At 64.8% G+C, this 26,044-nt stretch carries 23 protein-coding genes; 2 read left to right on the top strand and 21 right to left on the bottom strand.

Features of this window, described 5'->3' with window-relative positions:
* Positions 1-142 precede the first annotated feature (142 nt).
* From JNB89_RS09880 to JNB89_RS09925, 10 genes are all read right to left on the bottom strand, one after another.
* Positions 143-820 carry a hypothetical protein gene (locus tag JNB89_RS09880; protein WP_220362069.1) on the bottom strand — a complete coding sequence of 226 codons (678 nt, stop codon included), beginning with the start codon at positions 818-820 and terminating at the stop codon, positions 143-145.
* A 47-nt stretch (positions 821-867) separates the two neighbouring features.
* Positions 868-2,052, bottom strand: a complete 1,185-nt coding sequence (bktB, locus tag JNB89_RS09885; RefSeq protein ID WP_220362070.1) for a beta-ketothiolase BktB — start codon at positions 2,050-2,052, stop codon at positions 868-870.
* A 75-nt stretch (positions 2,053-2,127) separates the two neighbouring features.
* Positions 2,128-3,063 carry a sugar kinase gene (locus tag JNB89_RS09890; protein WP_013339141.1) on the bottom strand — a complete coding sequence of 312 codons (936 nt, stop codon included), beginning with the start codon at positions 3,061-3,063 and terminating at the stop codon, positions 2,128-2,130.
* A gap of 3 nt (positions 3,064-3,066) precedes the next feature.
* Positions 3,067-4,458, bottom strand: a complete 1,392-nt coding sequence (rimO, locus tag JNB89_RS09895; protein ID WP_013339140.1) for a 30S ribosomal protein S12 methylthiotransferase RimO — start codon at positions 4,456-4,458, stop codon at positions 3,067-3,069.
* A gap of 501 nt (positions 4,459-4,959) precedes the next feature.
* Positions 4,960-5,565 (bottom strand): polyhydroxyalkanoate synthesis repressor PhaR, encoded by a 606-nt coding sequence (phaR, locus tag JNB89_RS09900; protein WP_013339139.1) that lies wholly within the window; start codon positions 5,563-5,565, stop codon positions 4,960-4,962.
* 128 nt (positions 5,566-5,693) lie between these two features.
* Entirely contained in the window at positions 5,694-6,434 is a 741-nt protein-coding gene (locus JNB89_RS09905) for a 3-ketoacyl-ACP reductase (protein WP_013339138.1), read from the bottom strand.
* Between the two features lie 207 nt (positions 6,435-6,641).
* Positions 6,642-7,823 carry an acetyl-CoA C-acetyltransferase gene (locus JNB89_RS09910; protein ID WP_135893572.1) on the bottom strand — a complete coding sequence of 394 codons (1,182 nt, stop codon included), beginning with the start codon at positions 7,821-7,823 and terminating at the stop codon, positions 6,642-6,644.
* A gap of 119 nt (positions 7,824-7,942) precedes the next feature.
* Positions 7,943-9,769: a class I poly(R)-hydroxyalkanoic acid synthase gene (phaC, locus tag JNB89_RS09915; protein ID WP_220362115.1), complete on the bottom strand. Its 1,827-nt coding sequence runs from the start codon at positions 9,767-9,769 to the stop codon at positions 7,943-7,945.
* A 538-nt stretch (positions 9,770-10,307) separates the two neighbouring features.
* Positions 10,308-11,168 carry a peptidoglycan editing factor PgeF gene (gene pgeF / locus JNB89_RS09920; protein WP_220362116.1) on the bottom strand — a complete coding sequence of 287 codons (861 nt, stop codon included), beginning with the start codon at positions 11,166-11,168 and terminating at the stop codon, positions 10,308-10,310.
* On the bottom strand, positions 11,168-12,460 hold the full coding sequence (locus JNB89_RS09925; protein WP_220362071.1) for an RluA family pseudouridine synthase: 1,293 nt from the start codon (positions 12,458-12,460) through the stop codon (positions 11,168-11,170). The genes pgeF and JNB89_RS09925 overlap by 1 nt, the downstream gene beginning before the upstream one ends.
* Before the next feature lie 86 nt (positions 12,461-12,546).
* Here JNB89_RS09925 and JNB89_RS09930 point away from each other — a divergent pair, with 86 nt between their 5' ends.
* Complete coding sequence (locus tag JNB89_RS09930; protein WP_085955104.1) at positions 12,547-13,359, top strand: outer membrane protein assembly factor BamD; 813 nt, start codon at positions 12,547-12,549, stop codon at positions 13,357-13,359.
* 172 nt (positions 13,360-13,531) lie between these two features.
* Here JNB89_RS09930 and rlmD read toward each other — a convergent pair whose 3' ends face one another.
* The 6 genes from rlmD to surE all read right to left on the bottom strand — a co-directional run bounded on the left by rlmD (position 13,532) and on the right by surE (position 19,736).
* The gene (rlmD, locus tag JNB89_RS09935; protein ID WP_218741482.1) at positions 13,532-14,962 is read right to left on the bottom strand and encodes a 23S rRNA (uracil(1939)-C(5))-methyltransferase RlmD; all 1,431 of its coding nucleotides are present in this window, start codon (positions 14,960-14,962) and stop codon (positions 13,532-13,534) included.
* Positions 14,963-15,052: 90 nt separating this feature from the next.
* Positions 15,053-15,829: a 3'-5' exonuclease gene (locus JNB89_RS09940; protein ID WP_135893669.1), complete on the bottom strand. Its 777-nt coding sequence runs from the start codon at positions 15,827-15,829 to the stop codon at positions 15,053-15,055.
* Positions 15,830-15,833: 4 nt separating this feature from the next.
* The gene (gene rpoS / locus JNB89_RS09945; RefSeq protein WP_013339130.1) at positions 15,834-16,922 is read right to left on the bottom strand and encodes an RNA polymerase sigma factor RpoS; all 1,089 of its coding nucleotides are present in this window, start codon (positions 16,920-16,922) and stop codon (positions 15,834-15,836) included.
* A gap of 11 nt (positions 16,923-16,933) precedes the next feature.
* Positions 16,934-17,872: a peptidoglycan DD-metalloendopeptidase family protein gene (locus JNB89_RS09950; protein ID WP_135893668.1), complete on the bottom strand. Its 939-nt coding sequence runs from the start codon at positions 17,870-17,872 to the stop codon at positions 16,934-16,936.
* Positions 17,873-17,877: 5 nt separating this feature from the next.
* Complete coding sequence (locus JNB89_RS09955; protein WP_135893569.1) at positions 17,878-18,981, bottom strand: protein-L-isoaspartate(D-aspartate) O-methyltransferase; 1,104 nt, start codon at positions 18,979-18,981, stop codon at positions 17,878-17,880.
* On the bottom strand, positions 18,978-19,736 hold the full coding sequence (surE, locus tag JNB89_RS09960; protein WP_013339127.1) for a 5'/3'-nucleotidase SurE: 759 nt from the start codon (positions 19,734-19,736) through the stop codon (positions 18,978-18,980). The genes JNB89_RS09955 and surE overlap by 4 nt, the downstream gene beginning before the upstream one ends.
* Before the next feature lie 155 nt (positions 19,737-19,891).
* Between surE and JNB89_RS09965 the strand changes: the two genes are divergently transcribed.
* A complete protein-coding gene (locus tag JNB89_RS09965; protein ID WP_135893568.1) occupies positions 19,892-20,866 on the top strand; it encodes an NADPH:quinone oxidoreductase family protein in 975 nt (324 codons plus the stop codon).
* Positions 20,867-20,994: 128 nt separating this feature from the next.
* Here JNB89_RS09965 and JNB89_RS09970 read toward each other — a convergent pair whose 3' ends face one another.
* The 5 genes from JNB89_RS09970 to recR all read right to left on the bottom strand — a co-directional run bounded on the left by JNB89_RS09970 (position 20,995) and on the right by recR (position 25,915).
* Positions 20,995-21,819: an ABC transporter permease gene (locus JNB89_RS09970; RefSeq protein ID WP_013339125.1), complete on the bottom strand. Its 825-nt coding sequence runs from the start codon at positions 21,817-21,819 to the stop codon at positions 20,995-20,997.
* Positions 21,820-21,885: 66 nt separating this feature from the next.
* Entirely contained in the window at positions 21,886-22,698 is an 813-nt protein-coding gene (locus JNB89_RS09975; RefSeq protein ID WP_013339124.1) for an ABC transporter ATP-binding protein, read from the bottom strand.
* A gap of 49 nt (positions 22,699-22,747) precedes the next feature.
* Positions 22,748-23,785, bottom strand: coding sequence for an ABC transporter substrate-binding protein (locus tag JNB89_RS09980; RefSeq protein WP_013339123.1), 1,038 nt, complete (start codon positions 23,783-23,785; stop codon positions 22,748-22,750).
* Positions 23,786-23,895: 110 nt separating this feature from the next.
* The gene (locus JNB89_RS09985) at positions 23,896-25,221 is read right to left on the bottom strand and encodes a CaiB/BaiF CoA transferase family protein (RefSeq protein WP_220362072.1); all 1,326 of its coding nucleotides are present in this window, start codon (positions 25,219-25,221) and stop codon (positions 23,896-23,898) included.
* Between the two features lie 97 nt (positions 25,222-25,318).
* Positions 25,319-25,915, bottom strand: a complete 597-nt coding sequence (recR, locus tag JNB89_RS09990) for a recombination mediator RecR (RefSeq protein WP_027211160.1) — start codon at positions 25,913-25,915, stop codon at positions 25,319-25,321.
* Positions 25,916-26,044 lie beyond the last annotated feature (129 nt).

Raw genomic sequence — 26,044 nt, forward strand, 5'->3', positions numbered from 1 at the left:
AAGTCGTTGAAGAAAGACGATGCGAAGCGCGGACCGCGCCGCGCCGTTCACGCAAAGAGTAGTTCACGCAAGAGTAGACGAGCCGGCAGAGGTTCGCCTCGCCGCCATGCAAAGCCGCGCGCCTGGCGGGACCGACGCGCGATCACTCGCCGGTTTGCAGGTTGCTCACGCCGCCGACCGGCTGACCGCCGCCCGCTGCGCGCGCCGGTTGGGGCGCTTGGGACGATTGAGGTGCTTGCGACGATTGATGCGCTGATGGCGATGCGGGCACGGCCCCCGCCTTCGCCCCGTTCGCCGCCTTCGCTGCCGCGGCCGGCGGCAATGCTTGTCCTGGTGCAAGCGGCTTGAGGTCGAATGGTTGCGGGTCGGAATCGTCGACATTCATGCGCTCGCCCGCGAGTGAGCCGTCCGCGGCGAATTTGCCGACCCAGTTGCCGGTGATATGCGTGCCGTCGTTCGACTCTTCGACTTCCAGCGTATCGCCGTCACGGTCGCCGGCGATCAGGATCACTTCGCCTGTGTCGGCGAACTGATACTCGCCGTGCACGCCCGCCGCGTCGTCCGTCTTGGCGCCCAGACGCAGCACGATCTGACGCGAGCCGAGCGTGCCGCTGTAGCGCGGAAATTTCGCGAACTCGGGGCTCGGCTTGAGCGGCAACTGAATCGGCGGGGGCGCGGCAAGCTCCTTGACTGCGTCGCTTTGCGCGAGCGCCACGCTGGGGAAGAAAGCCACCGCGCCTGCATAGAGCAGTGCGGCAATGCTGGTCACCATGACGCCGTGCCGGCGCGCCACCCCTTCCACCGATTTCAGTTCCTGCATCCGTTCTTCCTCATGACTTGTCCAGCTTGCCGCGCGCGATACGCGCTTCAGATCCGCTCGAAGATCGCCGCAATGCCCTGCCCGCCGCCGATGCACATCGTGACGAGCGCATAGCGCCCGCCGACGCGCTGCAGCTCATACAGCGCCTTCACGGTAATCAACGCGCCCGTCGCGCCGATCGGATGGCCGAGCGAAATGCCCGAGCCGTTCGGGTTGACCTTGGCCGGGTCGAAGCCGAGTTCCTTGCTGACCGCACACGCTTGCGCGGCAAACGCTTCGTTGGCCTCGATCACGTCGAGGTCGGCGACCGTCAGTCCGGCGCGTTCGAGCGCCTTGCGGCTCGCCGGCACCGGGCCGATGCCCATGTACGCCGGATCGACGCCAGCATGCGCGTAGGACACGAGCCGCGCGAGCGGCTGGATGCCGCGCTGTTCGGCCACGCCGCGCTCCATCAGCACGACAGCCGCCGCCGCGTCGTTGATGCCCGATGCGTTGCCGGCTGTTACCGTGCCGTTTTCCTTCGCGAACACCGGCTTGAGCTTCGAAAAATCTTCCGCCGTGGCGTTCAGGCGCGGATGCTCGTCCGTGTCGAAAACAACTTCGCCCTTTCTCGACGCAATCGTGATCGGCAGGATCTGTTCCTTGAAGTAGCCGTTCGCGATGGCCTGAGCCGCGCGGCGATGCGATTCGAGCGCGAGTGCGTCCTGTGCTTCGCGCGAAATCTCGTACTTGCGCGCGACGTTTTCCGCCGTGACGCCCATGTGGATCGACTGGAATGGATCGTTCAGCGCGCCGACCATCATGTCGACTAGGCGCGCGTCGCCCATGCGTTGACCGAAGCGCGCAGCGGGCATCGAGTAAGGCGCGCGGCTCATGTTTTCCGCGCCGCCGCCGATCGCAATGTCGGCGTCGCCGAGCAGAATGCTCTGCGCAGCCGACACGATGGCCTGCAGGCCCGAGCCGCACAGGCGGTTCACCGTGAGTGCGGGCGTGTGCTGCGCGACGCCGCCGTTGATTGCGGCGACGCGTGCCAGATACATATCCTTCGGCTCTGTATGCACGACGTTGCCGAACACCACGTGACCGACTTCGTCGCCGGGTACCTTGGCGCGCGCGAGCGCCTCGCGCACGACCCGAGCGCCCAGCTCGGTCGGTGCAAAATCCTTCAGACTCCCGCCGAAACCGCCGATTGCCGTACGTACACCGCTTACCACCACTACGTCGCGTTGCATCGCTCGCTCCTTTTCAGTCTGTCCAGATGGTTTCCTGCTGCGCGCGCCGTCTCGCCGTGCGGGGTCGCGCGACGCTCAGCCCGCCAGAATCCGTTCGACCGCCGCGCCCGAGGGGATCGGCGCAACGGCGCCATAGCCCTGCGTGGAGAGCGCCGCGGCGACGTTCGCATAACGCGCCGCCTCGAACGGATCGTCGCCCGCGACGAGCCGCGCGATAAATGCGCCGCCGAAGCAGTCGCCCGCGCCGGTGGCATCCACGGCATTCACCGCGTGGCCAGGCACGACGCGGCGCGTGTGCGGCGTCGCGATATACGAACCTTCCTTGCCGAGCTTCAGGGCGACCACGCGCGGGCCGAGCGACAGCAGAAAGTCGACGATCTCGTCGCGGCCTGTCAAGCCGGTGAGTTCGGTGACGTCGTCCCAGCTCGGCAGGCAGATGTCGGTTTGCCGGATCGCTTCGAGCATCACCGCGCGCGCCCGGGCGAGCGGCCATAGCTTCAGTCGCAGATTGGTGTCGAAACTCACGCGCACGCCATTGGCGCGGGCATGGGCGATGGCTTCGAGCGCCGCGTCGCAGGCGCTCAGACTGATCGCGAGGCTGATGCCGGAAAGGTGCACGACTTTGGCCGCGGCAATCGCATCGAGCGGCAAATCGCGCGGCGCATAGCGGCTTGCTGCGGAGCCCGCCCGCAGATAGTCGAACGCGTGTCCATCCGGACCATGCGAGACGAAATAGACGCCCGTGGATGCATGCGGATCGACGCGCACAAGCGAGGTGTCCACCTGCTCGCGCTCCCACAGATCGATCAGCAGCCGGCCGAAATGATCCGCGCCGACCGCGGACACGAAGCCGGTGCGCGCGCCTTGCCGCGCCGCCGCGATGCAGAAGTTCGACGTATCGCCGCCAAAGCCTTGCAGATAGTTCGGCTCGTCTTTCGCCGACTGATTGAACTCGATCATCGCCTCGCCGAGCGCGAGGATCTCCGGGTTAGCGGACGTGCTCGCCGTCATCGCTCAGACCTCGCCCCACAGGTCGTGGCCGTCGGCGCCGGTGATCTTGACCGACACGAAGTCGCCGACCTTGTAGCGCTTCGAAGCCTTCGCGGCCGGCGCGATGTACACGACGCCGTCGATCTCCGGCGCGTCCGCGGCCGTGCGGCCGATGCCGCCGTCCGCATTGGTCTCGTCGACCAGCACCTTGAGCGTCTTGCCGACCTTCTTCGCGATCCGTTTGGCCGACACTTGCTCGGCCACTTCCATGAAGCGCGCGCGACGCTCCTCACGCACTTCGTCGGGCAACGCGCCGTCGAGCTCGTTTGCGCTCGCGCCTTCAACCGGCGAATACGCAAAGCAGCCGACGCGATCCAGCTCGGCTTCGCGAATGAAGTCGAGCAGCGTTTCGAACTGCTCTTCCGTCTCGCCGGGGAAGCCTGCGATAAACGTGCTGCGAATCGTCAGATCGGGGCACATCTCGCGCCACGCCTTGACGCGCTCCATCACTTTTTCGGCGTTGGCCGGGCGCTTCATGCGCTTGAGCACCTCGGGATGCGCGTGCTGGAACGGCACGTCGAGGTACGGCAGCACGTGGCCTTTGTAGGGACCGGCGGCCATCATCGGAATGACTTCGTCGACGCTCGGATACGGATACACGTAATGCAGACGCACCCACGCGCCGTATTGCGCGGCGAGCTCGCCCAGTGCGCCGACCAGATCGGTCATGCGCGTTTTCAGCGGCTTGCCGTTCCAGAAGCCGGTGCGGTACTTGACGTCCACGCCGTAGGCGCTCGTGTCCTGCGAAATGACGAGCAACTCCTTCACGCCCGACTTGAACAGATTTTCGGCTTCGAGCATCACTTCAGCGACCGGCCGCGAGACGAGATCGCCGCGCATGGACGGGATGATGCAGAACGTGCAGCGGTGGTTGCAGCCTTCCGAAATTTTCAGATACGCGTAATGACGCGGCGTGAGCTTCACGCCTGCGGCCGGCACCAGATCGACGAACGGATCGTGCGGCTTCGGCAGATGCGTGTGCACGTGCTGCATGACTTCGCCGAGCGCATGCGGGCCGGTCACGGCGAGCACCTTCGGGTGCACTTCCTCGATCAGACCCGAGCCGCTCGCGCTTTTTTTCGCGCCCAGGCAGCCGGTCACGATCACCTTGCCGTTTTCGTTCAGCGCCTCGCCGATCGCGTCGAGACTTTCCTGCACCGCTTCGTCGATAAAGCCACAGGTATTGACGACCACCAGGTCCGCACCGTTGTAGGTGCCCGAGATTTCGTAGCCTTCGGCACGCAACTGCGTGATGATCTGCTCGGAGTCGACCAGGGCTTTAGGACAGCCAAGGCTAACAAACCCGACCTTCGGGCTGGAGGGCGTGGGCGAAGTGGAGGGCGTGGTCTGCGACATAGGTGAATCCGGCGTATAGCGGTGACGTGGCGACAAGGAAGCGACGGGGACGGCGCGGCAACGGGTGAAAATGGCATGGCAACTGCGTGGCAACAGCGCAGTAACAGCGCGGCAACCGAAACGAAGACCGGCAACCGCACTGGCAACCGGACCGTCAACGAACCGGCTCGCATTATTGCGACCGCCCGCGCTAATGATCCGGCGTGCCGCGCACGCAACCCGCTATTGTACCGCGCGCCGCCGACCCTGCTATGTCGGCGCCCCACACCTGGCGCAAGCCACCACCAGTACCGCACCGACGGCGGATTCACACCGCAGCTCGCGCCGTGACTGGCCTTGCCTGCGGCGCCGCGGAACCGGCCGGGAATTCAGGCCGCGAATTCAAGCCGGGCAGGCCAGGAATTCAGGCCCAGAATCAAGACCAGGAATTCACGTCCGGATTTCAGATCCGGAACTAAGGCCCGAAATTCCGCCCGCAACGTCAGACCCCGCAAGCCCCGCTTACTTCTTCTCCGGCTCGGGATTGGACTGCGGATTCGCGGGCGCCGCGGCGGCATTGCCGCCGCCCGGCCCGAACGGGAAAGTCGCAAACATCGACTTCGCCTGGTTCTGCATCTGTTCCTGCATCTGCACGAACATGTTCTTCGACTGCTCGATGTAGCTCGTCATCATGCCCTGCATCATCGGCGCCTGCATGTTCATGAACTGCGACCAGACCTCCGGATTCATCGCCTTGCCTTCGTACAGGTTCTTCGACTGGTCGGCGAGCTTCGCCTGAATGTCGATGAACGCCTGGATGTTCTTCTCCAGGTACGTGCCCATCATGCCCTGCATCGCATGGCCGTAGAAACGGATGATCTGCGAGAGCATCGACGACGAGAACATCGGCAAGCCGCCGCTTTCCTCCTCGAGAATGATCTGCAGCAGGATCGCGCGCGTCAGGTCCTCGTTGCTCTTCGCATCGATAACCTTGAAATCCTCCTGGTCCAGCACGAGCTGTTTGACATCCGTCAGCGTGATGTACGTGCTTGTCTCGGTATCGTAGAGCCGCCGATTCGGGTATTTCTTGATCAGTCGTTCGGCTGCTTTCTTTGTAGTAGTAGTCATGTAACGCCTTTGAGCGCAAGTAGAGCGCGGACGGCGCGCCGGCTGCGCAATCGGGCACTTGCGCAACCGGAACGCCGCCGGAACCATCCGAGCGGGGCGCGCCGCCTCGTGAGCGGCGCACCGCTCGCTCAGCCCATATGCAAACCGCCGTTCAGCGAGAAATCCGCACCCGTGGCAAAACCCGATTCGTCCGACGCAAGCCACGCCACGATCGAGCCGATTTCATCCGGCTGGCCAAGGCGGCGCACCGGAATGGTCGCGACGATTTTTTCCAGCACGTCGGGACGGATCGCCTTGACCATGTCGGTGCCGATGTAGCCCGGCGACACGGTGTTGACCGTCACGCCCTTGGTGGCCACTTCCTGCGCGAGCGACATCGTGAAGCCGTGAATGCCCGCCTTCGCAGTGGAGTAGTTGGTCTGGCCGAACTGCCCCTTCTGCCCGTTCACCGACGAAATGTTGATGATGCGGCCAAAACCGCGCTCGACCATGCCGTCGATCACCTGCTTCGTCACGTTGAAAAGACTGGTCAGGTTGGTGTCGATCACCGCGGTCCAGTCTTCGTGCGTCATCTTGCGAAACACCACGTCGCGCGTGATGCCCGCGTTGTTCACCAGCACGTCGATCTCGCCGACTTCGGCCTTGACCTTGTCGAACGCGGCCTTGGTCGATTCCCAGTCGCCGACGTTGCCTTCCGACGCGATGAAGTCGAAGCCGAGCGCCTTCTGTTCGTCGAGCCACTTCGCGCGGCGCGGCGAATTCGGGCCGCAGCCCGCGATGACCTTGTAGCCTTCCTTGTGCAGGCGCTGGCAAATGCTGGTGCCAATGCCGCCCATGCCGCCCGTTACATACGCAATTCGCTGTGTCATAACCTAGACTCCGTTGTCGTTCTTGAGGCGCCGGCCGGCTGCTCCAACCGGCTACCTCCACCTCGCCCCATGCTTGTCCACCATGCCGCCGGGCGACCGGCCGGCGAGGCCGCCGCTGTCAACGGCGAACCGCACGCCCTCGACCTGGCGCCTGCGCCGCGCCGCCTTGCGGGGCGCCCGCAAGCGCTGCCGGGGCGCACTTCGTCGTCAAACGCGCTCGACCGCCAGCGCCACGCCCATGCCGCCGCCGATGCACAGCGAAGCCAGACCCTTCTTCGCATCGCGCTTCTGCATTTCATGCAGCAGCGTAACCAGAATCCGGCAGCCGGATGCGCCGATCGGATGGCCGATGGCAATCGCGCCGCCGTTCACGTTGATCTTCGACGTGTCCCAGCCCATCTGCTTGTGCACGGCGAGCGCCTGGGCGGCGAACGCTTCGTTGATTTCCATCAGGTCGAGGTCGTTCACGCTCCAGCCCGCGCGCTCGAGGCAGCGTTTGGACGCGGGCACGGGGCCCATGCCCATGACCTTCGGATCGACGCCCGCGTTCGCGTAGGCCTTGATGCGGGCAAGCGGCGTGAGACCGAGCGCTTCCGCCTTCTTCGCAGACATGACGAGCACCGCCGCCGCGCCGTCGTTCAGGCCCGACGCATTGGCCGCAGTGACCGTGCCTTCCTTCGAGAAAGCTGGCTTGAGGCCCGCCAGCGACTCGGCAGTGACACCGTGACGCACGAACTCGTCGGTCGCGAAACGCAGCGGCTCGCCCTTGCGTTGCGGAATCTCGATCGGCACGATTTCGTCGTCGAAACGGCCCGACTTCTGCGCGGCTTCGGCCTTGTTCTGCGACAGCGCCGCGAACGCGTCCTGCTGCTCGCGCGTAATGTCGAATTCCTTCGCGACGTTTTCTGCCGTCACGCCCATGTGATACTGGTTGTACACGTCCCACAGGCCGTCGACGATCATCGAGTCCACGAGCTTTGCGTCGCCCATGCGGAAGCCGTCGCGCGAGCCCGGCAGCACGTGCGGTGCGGCACTCATGTTTTCCTGGCCGCCGGCGATCACAATGTCCGCGTCGCCCGCAATGATCGCGTTCGCTGCGAGCATCACCGCTTTGAGGCCCGAACCGCAAACCTTGTTGATTGTCATGCCGGGCACCGCCGTAGGCAGGCCCGCCTTGATCAGCGACTGGCGCGCCGGGTTCTGCCCCGAGCCCGCCGTCAGCACCTGGCCGAGGATCACTTCGCTTACCTGCTCGGGCTTCAGGCCCGCACGCTCCAGTACCGCGCGAATCACGGTGGCGCCGAGTTCCGGTGCGGCGATCTTCGCCAGCGAACCGCCGAATTTGCCCACTGCCGTACGAGCGGCCGATACGATCACAACATCAGTCATTTCCATATCCTCCGGGCTTGCCGGTCAATGCGACCGCGGCCCGTCAAGTTAAAAATCTCGTTGCTCGTGAATGGTGAAAGAGCCAGCTTGCTTCGTTGCGTCCGGTCCGCGCGAACGCCCTACTCCCGCTGCCGCACGTAGCGCCCCGGCGCCGGCTCGATGACCGGGAAGTCCTGCGAACCCGCCGCGGCGCGCGGCTTGATCTTCTTGCCGCCGTACTGGTCGAGCCAGGCGGTCCACTCGGGCCACCAGCTTCCGGGTACCTCTTTCGCGGCGCCGAGCCATTCGTCCGGGTCCTCGGGCAAGGTCGTCGCGTCGCTCTCGAGCGTCCAGTAACTGCGCTTCTTTTTCGCGGGCGGATTGATCACGCCGGCGATATGACCCGACGCGCCGAGCACGAACTTCAACGGCCCGGTGAGCAGCGGCGCCGACGCATAGGCCGATTGCCACGGCACGATGTGATCTTCGCGCGAACCGTAGATGAAGGTGGGCACGTCGATCTTCGACAGGTCCACTGGCTCGCCGCAGGTGGTCACCGCGCCCGGCTCGCGCAGACGGTTCTCGAGGTACGTGTTGCGCAGATACCAGACGTACATGGGACCCGGCAGGCTGGTGGAGTCGCTGTTCCAGTACAGCAGGTCGAACGGCACCGGCGTGCGTCCCTTCAGATAATTGTCGACGACATAGTTCCACACCAGGTCGTTCGGTCGCAGGAACGAAAACGTGTTCGCGAACTCGATGCCGCGCATGAGTCCCGGCGGCGCGCCGTTCTTGCCGCCGATGGTCTGCTCGCGCATTTGCACGTGCGCCTCGTCGACGAAAATGTCGAGCACGCCGGTGTCCGCGAAATCGAGCATTGCGGTGAGCAGGGTCATGGACGCGGCCGGATGTTCGCCGCGCGCCGCCGCCACCGCGAGCGCCGTGGCGAGCAGCGTGCCGCCGACGCAGAAACCGAGCGTATTGATCTGCTCGCGGCCGCTGATGCTGCTGACCGTTTGCATGGCCGTGAGCACGCCTTCGCTCACGTAGTCGTCCCAGGTTTTATGCGCGATGGACGCGTCCGCATTGCGCCACGAAATGAGGAACACCTGGTGCCCAGAATCGAGTGCATGGGCGACGAGCGAATTCTCCGGCTGCAGATCGAGAATGTAGTACTTGTTGATGCAAGGCGGCACGATGAGAAGCGGCCGCTCGCGCACGGTCGCCGTGCGCGGCTTGTACTGGATCAACTGGATCAGGTCGTTTTCGAACACGACCGAGCCTTCGGTGGTCGCGAGGTTTTCGCCGACCACGAAGCGCGATTCATCAGTTTGCGAAATCTTGCCGCGCTGCATGTCGGCGAGCAGATTCATCACGCCCTGGCGCAAGCTCTCGCCCTGGCTTTCGAGCAAGGTCTTTTGCGCTTCCGGATTCAACGCGAGGAAATTGCTCGGCGATGCAGCAGCCGTCCATTGCTGAACCGCGAAGCGGATGCGCTCGCGCACCTTCGGCTCGGCTTCGAGCGCATCGACCATTTCCTGCAGATAGCGCGCATTCAGCAGATACCAGGCGGCGGTGAACGCAAAGGCCGGCGTGGCGCTCCATGCGTCCGAGCTGAAGCGGCGGTCCTTGAGTTCGGGCGCCTTGGGCGCCGCGCCGCCGCTCGCCTGCTGCAGCAGCACCATCGCTTCACGCGTGTAATCGGCTTGCAGTTTCTGCAGACGCTCAGGTGGAATTGCCGCGGCCGGCAGATTGAAACCGGCGAGAGACTGCATGCCGGGCATTGCGCCGGCCACGAGTTTGCTGAAGTCAGGCATGCCAGGAAACGACGATATGGACGGCAGAGCCCACGCAGCGGCGCCCGGCATGGAAGGAACCTGCGGCATGGCAAACGGCACGCCTTGAGCGCCAGCCGCTGTACCGAACGAACGCCATGCGTTTAACCATGCGTCGAAAAATTGTTGCATGCCCGCGGCCGGTGTCGCGCCGCTGGTGTCGGCCTGCTGCGTTTGCTCCTTCGAGGAGTCGGTGCTGGGGGAAGCTGAGGAATGAGAAGCTGCCATACCTGCTTTTGACCGGTGAGTCCTTGCGGACGGTTGAGAGGCAGGTTCTTGCGCACGTGGGCGATCGCTCGCGACCTCGTCACGCCCTGTCCCATGTACGAGGAGCTGTGGGGAACATTCTTGCTCCCCATCGCAAGGCATGTCAATGCTCGTTCCCGATTTTGCCGCAGTGCGATAGTTTTTTAATTATCGTTTTCCCTGTAGGACGCACAGGCCTTTTCGGACATATGTCAATTGAATGGCGGATACTGAAAAAACGCTGTATCGCCACGCTTGATTCACATGAACGAGTCATGCGGCACATCGGCAACTGGCCGGGCGCGGCGCCCTCGCGACGCCTTCCGGCAGTGCAGCAAAAACGCGCGGCCGGGTGCACAACCAACTTACCGATCTGCGATGCACGCAGCGACCCTGCGGGCACTGCCGCGCCATGGTCCTGTTGTCAATCGCCGAGCGTCTGCGCTTGGTCATCCAGCCAGATCAGCGCGGCCATGCGCCCTGTCTCGCGGTCGCGGCGGTACGAGTAGAAGCGCTCGCGCTCGTTGACCGTGCACATGTCGCCACCCACGACGCGCGTGACGCCGAGCCGCTGCAAGCGCAGGCGCGCCAGCGTGGGAAGGTCCGCCAGATATTTTCCGGCGTTGCGCGGATGCGCGGCGAACGCGGCTGCGGTCGCGTCGCGTTCGTCGGCCTGGGCGGCGTTCATGAAAGCGTCGCGTACGTCCGGCCCCACTTCGAACGACTCAGGGCCGATGCACGGCCCGAGATACGCATGCAGCGCACTCGGCTCCACGCCGGCCAATGCGGCGACACGACTGGCCGTCTGCTCGACGATGCCTGCCGCAAGGCCGCGCCATCCGGCGTGCGCGGCACCCACCGCGCGCCCCGCCTCGTCGCACAAAAGCACCGGCATGCAGTCCGCCACCATCACCACGCAGGCTATGCCCGCGCGGTCGGTCACGCTTGCATCCGCTTCCGGCGGCGTACCGTTTGTCTGCGCTGCGCGCAGCGCGTCCTCGGCCCGAAGAATCTGCGCGCCGTGCACCTGCGCAAGCCAGGCCGCCTCGCTCACCCCGGCGAGCGCAAGCAGGCGTGCCCGATTAGCCGCGACGGCGGCTGGGTCGTCACCGGACTTCATGCCCAGATTGAGGCCGCCGGGCTGGTCTGCTCCATCTTGCCAGCGGCCGAACGGCGGCCCGCTCACGCCGCCGCGGCGCGTCGTGACGAGCGCGCGCACGCGCGGCGCAACGTTCCATGCGGGTTGCACGACGTCGGCAAAACTCAGTTCGGGCAGGCTTGTCATCATGCGCGGTCATCCTCGTCTTGCGTGCGGTGGGAGTCGGCTTCGGCTTCGTCGTATTCGTCGTATTGGTCGTCTTGGTCGAGCTCCATCGGCTCGTCGCCGGACGCTGCTTCGTAGCCGTCGTCCTCATAGTACGTGTCGTCGAATTCGCCTGCATCGTCGCGACCAAGGCCGAGCGCCGCCGACAGCGCCGCCATGTCTTCGGGCACGTCCGCGCGCCATTGCATGCTGCGGCCGGTTTTCGGATGAATCAGGCCGAGGCGCCACGCATGCAGCGCCTGGCGCGCGAACTCGCCTGGCAGCGGCGTGACCGAGCGCTTGCCGCGCGCGCGCCCATATACGGGATCGCCGAGCAGCGGATGGCCGATATGCGCGCAGTGCACGCGAATCTGATGCGTGCGGCCGGTTTCGAGATCGCAGTGAATGGCGGTCACCGGCTGCCGTTGCCAGATCGCCGTGTCCACGCGCCGGAAATGCGTGCGCGCCGGTTTGCCCGAGGCGCCCGTAACCACTGCCATGCGCGTGCGCTCACGCGGATCGCGGCCGATCGGCGCGTCGATCGTGCCTTCTTCGGGCATGTTGCCCCACACGAGCGCGAGGTAGCGGCGCTTCACCGTGCGCGCCTGCAGTTGCCGCACGAGGTCGGTCTGCGCCTCGAGCGTGCGCGCGACCACCATCAGACCTGAGGTTTCCTTGTCGAGCCGATGCACGATGCCCGCGCGCGGCAGACCGGCCGCCGCGTCGCCGTAGCGGTACAGCAGACCGTTCAGCACCGTGCCGCTCCAATTGCCGGCCGCCGGGTGCACGACCATGCCGGCCGGCTTGTTGATGACGACGAGCGTGTCGTCCTCGAACACGATCTCGAGCGGCACCGGCTCGGGCGTGAACGCGAGCTGCTCGGGCAGCAGATCCGGCACGAGTTCGATGCTCGCACCAAGCGGCACCGGCTGGCGAATCTTTGCGGGCTTGCCGTCGATGCGCACGCGCTCCGCCTCGATCCAGCTTTGCAGACGGTTGCGCGAGAATTCGGGAAACACGCGCGCGAGCACCTTGTCCAGACGCTCGCCCGCCAGCTCGTCGGGCACGACGACGGTGCGCGGCGTTTCGTCGGTGACGCGGTTCGCGACGCTCGGCACGGCGCTCGCCAGCGCGGCCTTGCGAAGCGCCTCGGCGCCCAGGTCGTCGTCTAGCGAATCGGGCCCCAACGCGTCGGCGGGGTCGGCGCTTACGTTATAATCTTCGTTGCTATTCCGGGCACCGGTTGCAGCGCCTGGAGTATTTGAGCGGGTCATTGAGTCTGGGTCACCTGGACGTAAAGCTAGACTGGAAAATGCGAGCCTTGAACACCATCACTAAAGCGGCGATCAATTTGAAGGCCATGAAGAGCGCGGCCCGGAAAGTGGCCGGATACATTGCGTGTGCCGCAGCCGTCGCGGTTGTTGCGGCTTGCCACGGCCTGCCGGAGAAGACCGACGAAACGGCAACGTGGAACAACAACAAATTATATACGGAGGCGAACGACGCCCTGAACGGCGGCGACTACGGCAAGTGCGCGAAATACTTCGAAATGCTCGAAGGCCGCGACCCGTTCGGCCACTTCGCACAGCAGGCGCAGATCAACGTTGCGTACTGCAACTGGAAAGACAATGAAACCGCGGCCGCAGACCAGGCTATCGACCGCTTCATCCAGCTGCACCCGGATCATCCGGACATTGCCTACGCGTACTACCTGAAGGGCATGATCCACTTCAACGACGACCTCGGTCTGTTCGGCCGCTTTTCCGGTCAGGACATGAGCGAGCGCGATCCCAAGTCGCTGCGCGAGTCGTACGACGCCTTCAAGGTGGTGGTGGACCGGTACCCGAACAGCAAATACGCGCCGGACGCCGCGCAACGCATGCGCTACATCGTGAACGCGCTTGCCTCGCACGAAGTGCACGCGGCTGACTACTACTACCGCCGCGGCGCCTATGTCGCCGCCATCAACCGCGCGCAGCTCGCGTTGAAGGAATACAAGAACGCGCCGGCTATCGAAGACGCGCTGCACATCATGATGCTGTCGTACGAAAAGCTGAACCAGCCGCAACTCGCCGACGACACGAAGCGCGTGCTCGCCGGTACCTTCCCGGACAGCCCTTATGTCACGGGTCGGCCGAGGCCGGGCAAGGAAAAGTCGTGGTGGCAGTTCTAAGCCGCTTAGGCCGCTTAGGCCGCTTAGGCCGCTTAGGCCGCTTAGGCCGCTTAAGCCGCGCGCCGGTCTGAAACCGGCTCAAGATTGCTTCACGACAAAACGCCACGACTTCGCAGTCGTGGCGTTTTTGCTTTATGCACGAGCCCAAAGCGCGTGCGCGTGGTGCGCGGAATCAGTCGCGCTCGAATAGCGCAATCGACTCCACATGCGAAGTGTGCGGGAACATGTTGACGACGCCCGCACCCACCAGCCGGTAGCCCGCCTCGTGCACGAGCAGGCCCGAGTCGCGGGCAAGCGTCGACGGATTACACGACACGTAGACAATGCGCGCGGGCAGCGGCCCGGTGCCGCTCTGCGCGATCTCGGCCAGCGCCTTGGCGACGGCCAGTGCGCCTTCGCGTGGCGGATCGATCAGGAACTTGTCGAAATGGCCGAGCGCGCGCAGGTCGTCGGCAGTGACTTCGAACAGATTGCGGCAGGCAAACGACGTATGCCCCGCCACGCCGTTCAGCTCTGCGTTCGCGAGAGCGCGCGTGGTCAGCACTTCGCTGCCCTCGATGCCCACCACCTCTTTCGCGATACGCGCGAGCGGCAGCGTGAAATTGCCGATCCCGCAGAACAGATCGAGCACGCGGTCCGTGCGCGCGGGCGCGAGCAAGCGCAGCGCGCGGCCCACCAGCACGCGGTTGATTGCGTGGTTGACCTGCGTGAAGTCGGTCGGCTTGAACGGCATGCGAATGTCGAATTCGGGCAGCGTGTAGTCGAGCTGCACGTCGAGCGGATACAGCGGCGTGACCGTGTCCGGGCCGCCGGGCTGAATCCAGAACTGCACCTTGTGCTCGTCGGCGAACTCGCGCAGCACCTGCTCGTCTGCCTCGGTCAACGGCTCGAGGTTGCGCACCACGAGCGCGGTAACCGACGAGCCGACCGCGAGTTCCAACTGCGGCATGCGGTCGTAAATGGACAGCTTGCGCACCATGAAGCGCAGCGGCATCAGCATGGCCGACACATGCGGCGGCAGCACCTCGCAGGTTTTCATGTCTGCGATATAGCTGCTCTTTTTCTCATGAAAGCCGATGCGCATGCCGCCTTTCTCCGGCAGAAAGCGCACCGCGAGACGCGCGCGATAGCGGTAGCCCCATGCCGGTCCGTGAATCGGCCGGAACACGGTTTCCGGGCGCAGCTTCGCAAGATGCAGAAGGTTGTCTTCGAGCACGCGCTGCTTCACCGCTACCTGCGCGCGAATGTCCAGATGCTGCATCGAGCAGCCGCCGCAAATGGCAAAGTAAGCGCATTTCGGCTTGGTGCGGATCACGCTTTCGCGGAACACCTGAACGACTTCGGCCTGCTCGAACTTCGGCTTGCTGCGATGCGTCGAGTAGCTCACGCGCTCGCCGGGCAGCGCGCCTTCGACAAAGATCACCTTGCCGGGCGTGCCGTCCTCGGTCTCGACGCGGCCAACGCCGCGCGCTTCCATGTCGAGCGAAACGATTTCGACGACCGGCTCATTGCCGGTCGGCACGAGCGGAGCAGCCGCGGCGGGCGCCTTGTGGTACCTGGACGGGCGCTTCGGCGAGCGACGGTGGGGGGCAGTTCGGGACACCTGCTACTTCCTGACAAACTTGGGGAAAGGCGAGATTGTAGACGAAGCCGACGTGCGTGACGCCTCGCGCCCGTCCGCACGGGCGCACTGCTACTGGTCGAACGCCGCCAGATATTCTGCCCACTGCGGCGCCGTTTCCAGCGCCAGAGCGTTCTTCACGAGGTTGATCTCGTCAGCATACTCCGCGGCGGAAAAGCCGCCGCGAATCAACTGGAAGCGGCAATAGAGCAGATACGTATTGACGACGTCCGTCTCGCAGTAGTTGCGGATTTCTTCGATACGCCCTTCCTGGAACGCATGCCAGACCTGGCTGCCGTCCATGCCCATCTTGCCGGGAAAGCCGCACATTTTCGCGAGCGCGTCGAGCGGCGCGTTGGCGCGCGCCTGGTACATGGCGAGCACGTCCATCAGGTCGGTGTGACGCGCGTGGTAGCGGCTGATGTAGTTGTTCCACTTGAACTCGCGGTCGTCCTCGCCGAGATCCCAGAACCGGTACGCGGGAATGCGGTTGACGAGCGCGCGGTAGTTCAGCACCGGCAGGTCGAAGCCGCCGCCGTTCCATGAAACCAGTTGCGGCGTGTACTTCTCGATCACGCGATAGAACGACTGGACGAGCGCCGCTTCGCCGTCTTCGGGGGTGCCGAGCGAGCGCACGCGAAAACCGTTGTTGTCGCGGAACACGCAGGAAATCGCGGCGATACGTTGCAGGTGATGCGGCAGAAAATCGCTGCCTGTTTTCTCGCGACGCGCGGCGAACGCGTGCTCGGCGACTTCGGCGTCGCTCATCGTGGCGGGCAAATCTTCGAGACGGCGGATGCCGGCGACATCGGGAATCGTCTCGATGTCGAAAACCAGAATAGGTGTCATCAAGTCAGAGAACGGCGTCTTTGCGAACGCCGTTGGAGGCGAAGAAGCGCTTTAACCTCACGAGCGCTTCCTGTTGGATCTGGCGCACACGCTCGCGCGTGAGGCCCATTTCGTCGGCCAGCTCTTCGAGCGTGGCCGGTTCGATGTGGTTCAGACCGAAGCGCCGTTCGATCACGTGGCGATGCTTGTCGGACAGGCGCGCAAGCCACGCACGCGTGAGCGTTTCGAGCTCGCGATGCTGAACCTCCGCGTCCGGCGACTGGCTCTGGTCGTCCGACAACAGGTCGAGCAGACTGCTGGCAGGATCGAGATCGAGCGGCGCATCCAGCGACGCCGTGTGCTCGTTCAGCGCAAGAATGTCCGTGACTTCGTCGGCGGTCTTGCCGGTCAGATAAGCAATATCGTCGATGCTGGCGTCGCGCCGCTCGGCGGCATCGCCCGAATTCATCGAATTTTTTTCCAGATGGCGCTTGGCCCGCAGCACCTGGTTGAGCTCGCGAATCACGTGCACCGGCAGCCGCACGGTGCGCGCCTGGTTCATGATCGCGCGCTCGATGCTCTGTCGAATCCACCAGGTCGCGTAGGTAGAAAACCGGAAGCCGCGCGTGGGATCGAACTTCTCGATGGCATGCATCAAGCCGAGGTTGCCCTCTTCTATCAGATCGAGAAGCGGCACGCCGCGATTCAAATAACCCTTAGCGATGCTGACGACAAGCCGCAGGTTGCGCTCGATCATGACCTGCCGCGCTTCGAACTCGCCCGCCTTCGCGAGACGCGAGTATTTCTGCTCTTCCTCCACAGTGAGAAGCGGCTTTACGCTGATGCGATTCAGATAGTGCTGGATGGTGTCGGCCGTCAGCTCGGCTTGCAGGAGCGCGCGGAAGTCGTCTGCGTCGGGGACCGCCTCGCTTGCACCCTCGCGGGCTTCGCCGCCCTCGCCGCTTTCTTCCGCGCCCTGACGGTCGTCGAGCTCGCGCTCCTCTGCGAGCTCTTCTTCCGCTTCCGACGCGCCGCTGTCGTCCATCGAAGCGGACGTGGCATCGCTGATCGTTTCAGATTCGGCTTGCGGCAGGCGGCGCTTCGATTTCGGCATGGTCGTATCGCTTATTGCGGCGGCAAATACTTCAGTGGGTCGACAGGTTTACCCTGCCGGCGAACTTCGAAATGCAACATGACGCGGTCTGAATCGCTGTTGCCCATCTCGGCGATTTTCTGCCCCTTCGTCACCGCGTCCCCCTCTTTTACCATCAAAGCGCGGTTGTGTGCATACGCGGTGAGATAAGTTGCGTCATGCTTGATGATAATGAGATTGCCGTAGCCACGCAGCCCATTTCCGGCATAAACCACGCGGCCGTCTGCCGAAGCCTTGACTGCCTCGCCCGCCGAACCGCCAATATTCACGCCTTTGTTTGTCGAATCGTTAAACGTGCCGAGCAGCGGTCCGCGCACGGGCCAGGAGAAGTTCGTATTGCCAGATGCGCCGGCATTCGAATCGCTCGCGCCAGCAGCAGCCGACGGCGGCGTGAGTGCGGCGCTGTTCGTGCTCGAGCCGTAGATCGGGGGCGCCGCGACGCCGGCTGCGGCACCCGTTGCCGGCGCGCTGCCGTTGAGCGGCGCCGATTGCACTGCGCCATTGCTGCCGATCGGCGCGGTCGCCACCCCAGGCGTCAACGCGGCGGTGTTAGCGCCCGGGGGCACCACGCGCAGCAATTGATCGACCTCGATCTGATTCGGGTTGGTGAGATTGTTCCACGCGGAAATGTCGCGGTAGTTCTGGCCGTTCTCCAGCGCGATCCGATACAGCGTGTCGCCCGGCTTCACGCGATAGTAGCCAGGCGGCGGCGGGCCGAGCGGCACCGCCGGTTGCTGCGCGGCTTGCGTGCTGAGCACGTTGCCGCCGGAGCGGTCGACAACCGGCGCCTGGTCGAGCCGGGATGCACAAGCTGTCATCAACAGGGACAAGGCGAGCACGCACACGCTACGCTGGGTGACGGACAAGGGGACATTCAGGGTGGTTCTTTGCATCGCGCGCAACATACTCATCGGTGTCAAATCACTCCGGATTTTAAGGGTACAAAGAAAACGCGATCAAGCTGCGACTCGCGCCACTGCGCCGGCCCGAGACGCTCGACGAGCGTCAGCACCTGGCTTTGCCCTTCCTGCGAGCCGACCGGCGCGATCAGACGGCCGCCGATCGCGAGTTGTTCAAGTAACGCCTGCGGTACGTCGAGACCCGCCGCCGCGATCAGGATTGCGTCGAAAGGCGCCGCCGAAGGCAGCCCCAGACGTCCGTCGCCGTAGTGCAGCCGGATGTTCGGAATTCGCAGCGGACGCAAGTTTGTCTTCGCGCGCTCGGACAACGGCTTGATGCGCTCGATCGAATACACCTCGCGCGCGACCTGGCTCAGCACCGCCGCCTGATAACCGCAACCCGTACCGATTTCGAGCACGTTGTTCAGCGCACGGCCGGCCGCGGCGAGCTCGATCATGCGCGCGACCACCGACGGCTTCGAGATCGTCTGGTGATGTCCGATCGGCAGCGCGGCATCCTCATAGGCCTGAACCGCGAGCCCAGGGTCGACGAACATATGACGCGGCACCACGGACATCGCGCTCAACACGCGCTGATCGGTCACGCCGTTCGCACGCAGGCGTTCGACCATGCGCTCGCGAACCCGTTCCGAGGTCAATGCCATTGCGCCGTTCAATGCGACGTTCGGCGCACTGCCGCGCTCATTCGGACGAGCGGGCGCGGACTTCGCCGGCAAAGAAGCCGGCGTGGCCGGCTTGCCGGCCGTTCGCGCGGGCGACGCTGCCGCGGCAGTCGCCGGCATAGGGCGCGCCACGTTGGCCTTCTGCTGGACCGGCCGAGCCGGTGTTTTTGCCACGGGCGCGGGAGCGGCGAGCGGCCTGGGCGGCGTCAATACTGCTGCCTTGGCTGCGACGGGCCCGAGCGCTTTGCCCTGCTTCGGCTGCGCCTTGCCTGCCGCACCTGCTTGCGGGTTCTTTGCCGGCTGCTGCCGCGCATTGAGCGCGGCACTCGCGGCAAGCGCCGCCGCGCGCACTTCTCCGGGACGGCCTTCGGGCCGGCGCGGCTCGCGCACCAGGTCCTCGAGACCCAGCGGGAAGCGCTTCGCGCGCTCGTTCGTCATGAAGCGCCGCTGCCCGCGCGGGCCCAGTCGTGTGCTGCCGGCAGCATCTGCGTGTGGGTCAGATCGAGTTGCAGCGGCGTGATGGACACGTGGCCGTTCGCGACTGCGTGGAAATCGGTGCCTTCGCTCGCATCGCGCGCGCTGCCCGAGGGGCCGATCCAGTAGATCGGCTCGCCGCGCGGATTGGTCTGGCGGATCACCGGCTGCGACGGATGCCGCTTACCAAGACGCGTGACGCGCCAGCCGCGCAACTGCTCGTATGGCAGGTTCGGGATATTGACGTTCAGAAGCGGATGCCCCGGCAGCGGATGCGCGAGGTAATGCGCGACGATCTCCGCGGCAACGCGCACCGCGTCTTCGAGATGAACCCAGTCCTTGTCGACGAGCGAAAACGCGATAGCCGGAACGCCGAACATGATGCCTTCGGTAGCCGCCGCGACGGTGCCCGAATAGAGCGTGTCCTCGCCCATGTTCTGGCCGTTGTTGATACCCGAGACGACGAGGTCGGGCGTGTGGTCGAGCATGCCCGTAAGCGCGATGTGGACCGAGTCGGTCGGCGTGCCGTTCACGTAGTAAAAGCCGCTTGCCGAGCGCAGGACCGACAGCGGCCGCGACAGCGTCAGGGAATTGGACGCGCCGCTGCAATTCTGTTCGGGCGCCATCACGGTCACGTCGGCGAGCGGCTTGAGCGCTTCGTAAAGCGCGGCAAGGCCGGGCGCCAGATAACCGTCGTCGTTGCTGAGTAGGATTCGCATCCGGCGATTGTAACCGAGGAAACAAGGCGCGCGAACGACACGGCAAGCGCGGCGCGCCGCGTGTGGCAAGCGCGTGCGCCGAAGCCGCGCGGCGTGTGGTCGTGCGCATGCTTTACACTCGAAGCCATTGCGAACCCTCAGTGAATGGAGACACGATGCGCGCGATTCGCTGCAATCAATACGGACCGCCTGAGAGCCTCACCGTCGAAGATCTGCCCGATCTCGCGCCGCCGCCGGGGCACGTCGTGATCGACGTGAAGGCCGCCTCTGTCAACTTTCCCGACGTGCTGATCATCGAGAATAAATACCAGTTCAAACCGCCGCTACCCTTCACGCCCGGCTCCGAGGTCGCCGGCATCGTGCGGGAGGTCGGCGCGGGGGTCACGCAGTTTGCGCCCGGTTCGCGCGTGGTCGCGTTCACGGGTTCCGGCGGTTTCGCGCAGCAGGCGCTCGCGGGCGAGTCGGCGTGCGTGCCGCTCGCGGACGGCGTCGACCTCGAACTGGCGGCGGCGTTCACGCTCGCGTACGGCACGGCGCATCACGCCGTGGTTGATCGCGGCGCGCTGCAACCCGGCGAGACGATGCTCGTACTGGGCGCGGCGGGCGGCGTCGGTCTCGCGGCGGTGGAAATCGGCAAGGCGCTCGGCGCGCGCGTGATCGCGGCCGCGTCGAGCGATGAAAAGCTCGCCGTGTGCGTCGAGCATGGCGCCGACGCGACCATCAACTACAGCAGCGAAGATCTGCGCGAGCGCATCAAGGCGCTCACCGACGGCCAGGGCCCGGACGTGATCTATGATCCGGTTGGCGGCGTCTACTCGGAGCCGGCGTTTCGCAGCATCGGCTGGCGCGGGCGCTATCTGGTGGTCGGTTTTGCCAACGGCGAAATTCCGAAGCTGCCGCTTAACCTGACACTGCTCAAAGGCGCAAGCGTGGTCGGCGTGTTCTGGGGAGACTTTGCGCGGCGCGAGCCAGAGCGCAATTACGCGGCGTTCGCGCAGATGGTCGGCTGGATCGGCGAAGGCAAGCTCAAGCCGTATGTGTCCGCGCGCTATCCGCTCGACGAAACGCCGCGCGCGCTGCGCGACATGGCCGAGCGGCGCGTGATCGGCAAGGTGGTGATCACGCCGTAGCCTGAAGTGCGGCCGCGGCGGGCTGCGGGACGGCGAGCCTTCAATGCGCGCCCTGCTTCAAGCGAAGACAGCGTGTGGCTCGCGCAAACCACACGCTGCTTCATAGGCGCTCCAGGCGCTCGCGGCGGCTACAGTTTTTCGGTGTCGCTGGTCTTCGGCTGCCACTTCATCAGGTGCCGCTCGCCCATCCCGACAAGCGCGTCGAGAATCAGCGCGAATGCGGTCAGCACCAGAATACCGGCGAACACGGTATTGATATCGAAGGTGCCCTCCGCCTGCAGAATCAGATAGCCGACGCCGCGCGCAGAGCCGAGATACTCCCCGACCACCGAGCCCACGAACGCAAGACCCACCGACGTGTGCAAGCTCGAGAACACCCAGCTCATCGCGCTCGGCAGATAGACGTGGCGCAGCAGTTGCTTGCCGTTCGCGCCGAGCATGCGCGCATTCGCAAGCACGACCGGGCTCACTTCCTTCACGCCCTGGTAGACGTTGAAGAACACGATGAAGAACACCAGCGTCACGCCCAGCGCGACCTTGGACCAGATGCCGAGGCCGAACCACACGCCGAAGATCGGTGCGAGAATCACGCGCGGCATTGAGTTCGCGGCCTTGATGTACGGATCGAACAGCGCGCTAGCAAGCGGCGACAGCGCAAGCCACAAGCCCACGCCGAGTCCTATTGCGGTGCCGAACGCAAATGCGAGCACGGTCTCCAGCAGCGTGATCCACAGGTGCAGATAAATCTCGCCGCTCGTGAACCATTCCCAGATGCGCAGCAAAACCTTCTGTGGTTCGCCGAAGAAGAAAGCCGCCTTGTTCGGATCGTCGAAATAGAACGCAGGCAAGAGCGTCGGACTCGTCAGCACGTACCAGAGCACGAAGCACAGCACCAGCAGCAACCATTGCCAGATCACCAGATTCGCCCGGTTCGGGCGCAACGTCTTCCACATGACTCGATTTGCCTCGGTTTGCCTTACACGATGGATGGACCTGAAACGCGCTGCATCCGCGCACCGTCACACGGCTGTCAACTGCTGCTGGTAGCCCTTTAGCACCTCGTCGCGCAGCACGCTCCAGATCTGCGCGTGCAGCTCGACAAAGCGCGGATGCGAGCGGATTTCGGCGACGTCGCGCGGGCGCGGCAGATCGATCGTGAATTCACCGATGGGATGCGTGCCCGGCCCCGCCGACAGCACCACGACGCGGTCGGACATGGCAATCGCCTCGTCCAGATCGTGAGTGATGAAGAGCACCGCCTTGCGCTTTGCGGCCCACAGGTCGAGTAGCTCGTTTTCCATCAGCTGGCGCGTCTGGATGTCGAGCGCGGAAAACGGTTCATCCATCAGGATGATGTCCGGGTCCAGGATCAGCGTCTGCGCCATCGCAACGCGCTTGCGCATGCCGCCCGACAACTGATGCGGATAGCGGTCGCCGAAACCGCCGAGGCCCACGCGCTTGAGCCACTCCTCGCCCTTCGTGCGCGCCTGCTGCTGGGGCATGCCGTGAAACGCAAGGCCGGCCGTCACGTTGTCGATGGCGGAGCGCCAGGGCATGAGCGCGTCCGCCTGGAACATATAGCCCGCGCGCCGGTTGATGCCCGCGAGCGGCTCGCCAAACACGCTGACCGTGCCCGCCGACGGGGCGAGCAGGCCCGCGCCGACGTTCAGCAAGGTGGACTTGCCGCAACCGGTCGGCCCGACCACGGAGACGAACTCGCCCGGCGCGATCCGCAACGTGGTGTCCTTGACCGCTGTATAGCGCTGCGCGCGGTTCTCGCGCGCGGCGAAAGTGCAAGTGATGTTTTCGAGCGCCAGAGCTGCAACGGTCATCGTTCGACTCGCTTGATGGATCGGTTTCGGTGTGGATCGCGGCGTGCTTTCAGGCCTTGACGGTGGCAAGCGCCTTCTTCACGAAGTCGTTCGTCCAGGTCTTCGACACGTCGATCGGCTTGCCCTGCACCGTGGCGTCGAACGCCTGCAAGGTCTTCAGCGACGTGGCTGGGCCGTCGGCCGGCATCAGACCGTCGGGCGACATGGCTTCCTTCACGTGCTGCCAGGCGTCCAGATAGACTGCGCGGTCGCCCAGCAGGTAGCTTTCCGGCACGGTGTTGATGAGTTCGGTGCCCGTTGCCGTCTGCAGCCATTTGAGCGCGCGCACCATGGCATTGGTAAGCGCCTGGGTGGTATTGGGGTTCTTCGTGATGAAGCTTTGCGACGCATACAGGCACCCTGCCGGCATATCGCCGCCGAACACGCTGCGCGTATCCGCGAGCGTGCGCGTGTCCGAAACAATGCGAATGTCGCCGCTGCGCTCGAGCTTGGTCATTACCGGATCGAGGTTCGCAAGGGCGTCGATCTGTCCGGACTGCAATGCGGCAATCGCGCCGGCGCCCGCGCCCACGCCGATGAACGCCACGTCCTTCGCGGTCAGTCCGCCCTTGGCCAGCACGAAGCTCGCCATGATCGAGGTGGACGACCCAGGGGCGGTCACGCCGATCTTCTTGCCCCGCAGGTCGGCGATCGACTTGTAATTGGGCATGGTCTTCTTCGACACCGCGAGCACGATTTGCGGCGCGCGTCCTTGCAGCACGAACTCGCGGAAAGACTGCCTTTGCGCCTGCAACAGCAGCGTATGTTCGAAGGCGCCGGACACGACATCCGCGCTGCCGCCCACCGCCGCCTTCAACGCCTGCGAGCCGCCCGCGAAGTCGGAGATCTCGACTTCGAGTCCTTCGTCCTTGAAGAAATTGCGGCGCTCGGCAATGGTGAGCGGCAGATAGTAAAAGAGGTTCTTGCCGCCGACAGCAACGGCAACCTTGGTGGTTTCCAGCTTGCCCTGTGCGAACGCGAGCGGCGTGGCCGTCAGCGTGGCGCCCGCGAACGCGGCGGTAGCGGCGAGGAAGCTTCTGCGATGCATGTTCGTTGTCTCCGAGGCTCTTGCAATCTTTGCTGTTGCGATTCTATTTGTGGCCCGCAGCGGGCGTCTTGCGCGCATGCCCGCGGGTTTCTGCGGTGCTCTCGCGTGGCTCACACAATTTGTTGCGCATGCAACCTTGCGATGTGGTCTGCATCATAACCTAGCGATTGCAGGACTTCATCCGTATGTTCACCCAGTTCGGGACCGAGCCAGCGCGTCTCGCCTGGCGTTGCCGAGAGCTTCGGCGTGACCGCGGGCAACGTGATCTCACGGCCGTCCTGCCACTTGAAACGCTGGATCATCTGACGCGCCATGTATTGCGGATCGGTGAACATGTCGGCCACGCTGTAGATGCGTCCGACCGGCACGTCGGCGGCATTGAGCACCGCGAGCGCTTCGTCGATCGTGCGCGTGGCCAGCCACGCGGCGATCGCCGAGTCGATTTCCTCGGTGCGCGGCACGCGGCCGTCGTTATGCGCGAGCGCGGCGTCGTTCGCGAGATCCTCCCGTTCGATGGCGAGCATCAGGCGCCTGAAGATGGGATCGCTATTGCCGCCGATCACGATGCTGCCGTCGCGGCACGGATAGGTGTTGGACGGCACGATGCCCGGCAGCGACGCGCCGGTGCGCTCGCGCACCATGCCGTACACGCCATATTCGGGCACTACGCTCTCCATCATGTTGAAGACGGCCTCGTACAGCGCGACGTCGACAATCTGGCCTTTGCCGCCGTTCACCTGCTTGTGGTGCAGCGCCATCAGCGCGCCGATCACGCCATGCAGCGCCGCGATCGAGTCGCCGATCGAAATGCCGATGCGCGGCGGCGGCAGATCCGGGTAGCCGGTGATATGACGCAGACCGCCCATCGACTCAGCAATCGCGCCGAAGCCAGGACGGTCGCGATAGGGTCCGGTCTGGCCGTAGCCGGAGAGCCGCACCATCACGAGTCCGGGATTCTCCGCCGAGAGCACGTCGTAGCCGAGCCCGAGCTTTTCCAGTAGCCCAGGCCGGAAATTCTCGACGACGATGTCCGCTTCACGCGCGAGACGGCGCACGATCTCCTTGCCCTCTTCTGCCTTCAGATTGACCGTAACCGACTTCTTGTTGCGCGCCTGCACGGCCCACCAGAGCGACGTACCGCCTACTTCCGGATAGAGCTTGCGCCACTTGCGCAGCGGATCGCCGCCTTTCGGGTCTTCGATCTTGATGACCTCGGCGCCGAATTCGCCGAGAAAGCGGGCCGCGAACGGGCCGGCGATCAGCGTGCCAAGCTCCAACACTTTCACGCCGGCAAGCGGGCCAGGTGCGGTTGGGGGCGTGTTTCCGGAGGCGCTTCTGGACGCGTCTTTGGACGTGTCTTTGGAGGTGTTCAGGGACGCGTCCTCTGGCGGACTTTGTGGCGCCTCGTTCGCGCCCGGTTGGGAAGTTGCGCTCATAGTCTCCTTGTGTACGTTCTTGCAGCCGCGTTGCACTCGCGCACTGCTCACACCGGCCCCGCTCGACGCTGCGCGGACGCCGCCCGCGCGGGCGCGGCTACATCGAGCGGCGATCGAGCATCGCGCGGGCTATGGTGCCCGCATCGACGTACTCCAGTTCGCCGCCCACCGGCACGCCGCGGGCAAGGCGCGTGACGGACAGACCGCGCGCCTTGAGCGTTTGCCCGAGGTAATGCGCGGTGGCTTCGCCTTCGTTGGTGAAGTTGGTGGCCAGCACGACTTCCTTCACGACGCCGTCCGACGCGCGCTTCACCAGCCGGTCGAAATGTATCTCTTTGGGACCGATGCCGTCGAGTGGACTGAGCCGCCCCATCAGCACGAAATACAGACCGCGATAGGTCATGGTCTGCTCGAGCATGATCTGGTCGGCAGGCGTTTCGACGACGCATAGCAACGTCGGATCGCGCTCGGGGTCGAGGCACACCTCGCAGACCTGCGCTTCGGTGAAGGTATTGCACTTCTCGCAGTGCTGCAGATGCTCGGTCGCGAACAGCAACGCGCGGCCGAGCTTTTCGGCGCCGTCACGGTCGTGCTGCATCAGGTGATACGCCATGCGTTGCGCGGACTTCGGTCCGACTCCGGGCAGCGCGCGCAGCGCTTCGACGAGCGCCGACAAGGCGGAAGGTTGTTTCATGCGAATCGGCGTCGAGGTGGGTGATGCCCGGGCATGTGGCTCGAGGTTTGGTTTGCTGTGGACCTGCTGCGGACTGGCTGCGGACCGCTCAGGCGGGTGGCGCCTCGCGCGCGTCAGTGCTTTGCCTGC

This window comes from Paraburkholderia phenoliruptrix, assembly GCF_019511605.1.
Taxonomy (GTDB): domain Bacteria; phylum Pseudomonadota; class Gammaproteobacteria; order Burkholderiales; family Burkholderiaceae; genus Paraburkholderia; species Paraburkholderia phenoliruptrix_A.

Excerpts from the sequence above, each read along its gene's own strand:
- JNB89_RS09880 (WP_220362069.1), bottom strand. The coding sequence starts at position 820 with ATGCAGGAACTGAAATCGGTGGAAGGGGTGGCGCGCCGGCACGGCGTC.
- bktB (WP_220362070.1), bottom strand. The coding sequence starts at position 2,052 with ATGCAACGCGACGTAGTGGTGGTAAGCGGTGTACGTACGGCAATCGGC.
- JNB89_RS09890 (WP_013339141.1), bottom strand. The coding sequence starts at position 3,063 with ATGACGGCGAGCACGTCCGCTAACCCGGAGATCCTCGCGCTCGGCGAG.
- rimO (WP_013339140.1), bottom strand. The coding sequence starts at position 4,458 with ATGTCGCAGACCACGCCCTCCACTTCGCCCACGCCCTCCAGCCCGAAG.
- phaR (WP_013339139.1), bottom strand. The coding sequence starts at position 5,565 with ATGACTACTACTACAAAGAAAGCAGCCGAACGACTGATCAAGAAATAC.
- JNB89_RS09905 (WP_013339138.1), bottom strand. The coding sequence starts at position 6,434 with ATGACACAGCGAATTGCGTATGTAACGGGCGGCATGGGCGGCATTGGC.
- JNB89_RS09910 (WP_135893572.1), bottom strand. The coding sequence starts at position 7,823 with ATGACTGATGTTGTGATCGTATCGGCCGCTCGTACGGCAGTGGGCAAA.
- phaC (WP_220362115.1), bottom strand. The coding sequence starts at position 9,769 with ATGCAACAATTTTTCGACGCATGGTTAAACGCATGGCGTTCGTTCGGT.
- pgeF (WP_220362116.1), bottom strand. The coding sequence starts at position 11,168 with ATGACAAGCCTGCCCGAACTGAGTTTTGCCGACGTCGTGCAACCCGCA.
- JNB89_RS09925 (WP_220362071.1), bottom strand. The coding sequence starts at position 12,460 with ATGACCCGCTCAAATACTCCAGGCGCTGCAACCGGTGCCCGGAATAGC.
- JNB89_RS09930 (WP_085955104.1), top strand. The coding sequence starts at position 12,547 with ATGAAGAGCGCGGCCCGGAAAGTGGCCGGATACATTGCGTGTGCCGCA.
- JNB89_RS09940 (WP_135893669.1), bottom strand. The coding sequence starts at position 15,829 with ATGACACCTATTCTGGTTTTCGACATCGAGACGATTCCCGATGTCGCC.
- rpoS (WP_013339130.1), bottom strand. The coding sequence starts at position 16,922 with ATGCCGAAATCGAAGCGCCGCCTGCCGCAAGCCGAATCTGAAACGATC.
- JNB89_RS09950 (WP_135893668.1), bottom strand. The coding sequence starts at position 17,872 with ATGAGTATGTTGCGCGCGATGCAAAGAACCACCCTGAATGTCCCCTTG.
- JNB89_RS09955 (WP_135893569.1), bottom strand. The coding sequence starts at position 18,981 with ATGACGAACGAGCGCGCGAAGCGCTTCCCGCTGGGTCTCGAGGACCTG.
- surE (WP_013339127.1), bottom strand. The coding sequence starts at position 19,736 with ATGCGAATCCTACTCAGCAACGACGACGGTTATCTGGCGCCCGGCCTT.
- JNB89_RS09965 (WP_135893568.1), top strand. The coding sequence starts at position 19,892 with ATGCGCGCGATTCGCTGCAATCAATACGGACCGCCTGAGAGCCTCACC.
- JNB89_RS09970 (WP_013339125.1), bottom strand. The coding sequence starts at position 21,819 with ATGTGGAAGACGTTGCGCCCGAACCGGGCGAATCTGGTGATCTGGCAA.
- JNB89_RS09975 (WP_013339124.1), bottom strand. The coding sequence starts at position 22,698 with ATGACCGTTGCAGCTCTGGCGCTCGAAAACATCACTTGCACTTTCGCC.
- JNB89_RS09980 (WP_013339123.1), bottom strand. The coding sequence starts at position 23,785 with ATGCATCGCAGAAGCTTCCTCGCCGCTACCGCCGCGTTCGCGGGCGCC.
- JNB89_RS09985 (WP_220362072.1), bottom strand. The coding sequence starts at position 25,221 with ATGAGCGCAACTTCCCAACCGGGCGCGAACGAGGCGCCACAAAGTCCG.
- recR (WP_027211160.1), bottom strand. The coding sequence starts at position 25,915 with ATGAAACAACCTTCCGCCTTGTCGGCGCTCGTCGAAGCGCTGCGCGCG.